This window comes from Pseudomonas sp. TYF_14 (genome assembly GCF_043105275.1).
GTDB classification, from domain to species: domain Bacteria; phylum Pseudomonadota; class Gammaproteobacteria; order Pseudomonadales; family Pseudomonadaceae; genus Aquipseudomonas; species Aquipseudomonas alloputida.
This window is the reverse complement of the sequence record NZ_JBICLK010000066.1, coordinates 1-2,245: the sequence shown is the minus strand read 5'-3', so window position 1 is coordinate 2,245 and position 2,245 is coordinate 1. Positions and strand designations below refer to the sequence as shown.

Genomic DNA, 2,245 nt, shown 5'->3' with positions numbered 1-2,245 from the left:
TCTTGGTTCGGTAGTCACGTACGGTTTGCGCATAGTTCGGGGCCCAGTTGCTCTGGTCGTAAGCGCGATTGACCTCTTGCTGGGTGAGGTTTTTGTAGATCAATGGTTCTGCAGTGCCGGCAGCTGATACAGATATGCTCATGGAGGCTGCGAGTACAGCTGCAAATATCTTAGAAATTCTCATAGACAACACACGTTAGGATTTAGCGAGCATTTTATGTTACCGAGGTAGCTTCAATCATCCGACAAATTTAAAACTACTATCCATTTATTTTGATTGTTTTTCCGGATAATAATCAAAAACTATCCGGATTGTCCTCTAGCGTCTCTAGCCGTAGCCTATAACCATTGCTTCAACACCTCTGCCGGTGATGCCGTCATCGAATTTCTCTTCATAAGCGCAAGGGTTACTTGAACCGCTCCTTTGGTATCTGGTATCCCATTTTTGAGCCCCGTTCGTGGGGCTTTTTTTGGTGCGTGTCAAACGAGCAGGGCTACACTATGTTCCTATTCCCAATCGTACAAACCTTGCGCTATCAAGGTTGACTGTTACGACCACTACGGCAGCTGGATTACTGCTGAGCCTGTGACCGGAGCGTCTGAATGTCCTTCTTCGGCGGCGCACCGTAGTAGCGTCGATACTCTCTTCTGAACTGGGACGGGCTTTCATACCCCACGCAGTATGCAGTAGCTGCAGCATCCAATTGCTCGCTGAGCATCAGTCGACGCGCCTCATTGAGGCGTAGGGGCGGGACTACACATCAACCGTGCAAGGCTCAAGGCCTACTTGGCACAGTGAAGGCTGCCAATCAGCCCCTACAATCGCCGCGCCTTCAACCCCACGATCGCCAGTCGCCATCCAGCTAAGTTATGCCGCACGTCAGTGCGATCAAAAATCCCCTGGCGGCGCATCGAATTCGGGTCTCCCTGGGTGGGTACCGTGGCTGACGAACACCCGATCGGGGCTGGTTTCTACAGACACAGCTTTGACGGTATGCACGACGATCGAATCAATCACAAGCTGCAGGGCACTTTGCCTTTCCGTCTTGTACAGCCAATCCTCGAAGGTGGCAAAGACCCGCTCGCGCTTCTGCTTGACCGGTTTCTCCGGCTGGCTGATGTGAATGGAGTAGGACGGATAGCTATCCTCGGTCTCTGGATCGAAGTCCATAAGCCCTGCAGTGACGCGGGTACCCTGAGGGTATTGGAGCTTTTCCACCAAAGACGCTTTATGAAAGAGCACAACGTTCTCGCCGACGCCATCTTGAACCGAAGGAAAGATGATGCCGTCCAGTGAGGGTTGCTTGAGCGATGCCAGATAGTCCGCGACCGCCTGAGTCATCAAGTACTCACGCTCCTGCTCATTGGGCATTACTGGCAATATCAGCAGCTTGGTCAGAGTCCGCAGAAACCCAACGCGTTCTACCTCTTGCGTGTACGCCGGATCAAAAAGGCTTCCGCTACAGGTGATCGTTTCCAAACTGCGCAGATCAAGCAGCTTCAATGGCCGGGTAAACAGGAAGTGGGCCACTACCACCTTGCTTCCTACTGCAGGGCGAACCTCGGCCAGGGCCGAACTGGCATCTTTGGCCCCATAGAAAACCGAAATGCCTGACGCATTCATCCGGTTGGCGCGGGCGATAGATCCGTCAGGCGGACCACTCAGTTCAGAACCCAACTGCTAAAATCTTCTGCACTTTCAAGCACTAACAGCTGCACATTTTTTGATCTTTAATGTTCCGCGGCTTCTACTTCTTTAACCAGCCGTGCAACCCTTCTTTCACCTCCGTCTTCCGTAACGTTCCAAATTTCCTTCCTCAACCAATACAGGTTTGCCGAACACCGTAAGCTCCGGCGCAAGGCATTTTGCCCAACAACACTAAGTCATACCTGACGACTGCGCAAAGCCTATTGGATCCATTTTTGCCGAAGCCCATGAAAACGCAGGGAAAACCCCTACCCTGAAAAACCACGACGCACACTTGTTGCGCCTGTCGTGGCAGCACTGGCTATTCTTTGCCCAGCCGCAGGAAGCGGCATTTTCCAGCAACAACGGAGTGTTCATGTCCCTAGCCCTCGTCCACAGCCGCGCCCAGGTAGGCGTGCAGGCACCGGCGGTCAGCGTCGAAACCCACCTGGCCAACGGCCTGCCTCATCTCACACTGGTCGGCCTGCCGGAAACCACGGTCAAGGAAAGCAAGGACCGGGTGCGCAGCGCCATCGTCAACTCCGGGCTGAAGTACCC

At 53.5% G+C, this 2,245-nt stretch carries 2 protein-coding genes and 1 pseudogene; 1 reads left to right on the top strand and 2 read right to left on the bottom strand.

Going from position 1 to position 2,245, the window contains the following annotated elements; all coding sequences use genetic code 11:
• Positions 1–572: 572 nt before the first annotated feature.
• Positions 573–746 (bottom strand): annotated as a pseudogene (locus tag ACF8O8_RS18435) (helix-turn-helix domain-containing protein); the annotation flags it as partial.
• A gap of 143 nt (positions 747–889) precedes the next feature.
• Positions 890–1,678, bottom strand: coding sequence for an RES family NAD+ phosphorylase (locus ACF8O8_RS18430; protein WP_392510206.1), 789 nt, complete (start codon positions 1,676–1,678; stop codon positions 890–892).
• Positions 1,679–2,063: 385 nt separating this feature from the next.
• Here ACF8O8_RS18430 and ACF8O8_RS18425 point away from each other — a divergent pair.
• Positions 2,064–2,245 (top strand): magnesium chelatase domain-containing protein (locus ACF8O8_RS18425; protein ID WP_392510205.1); only part of this gene is annotated, 182 nt, incomplete at its 3' end.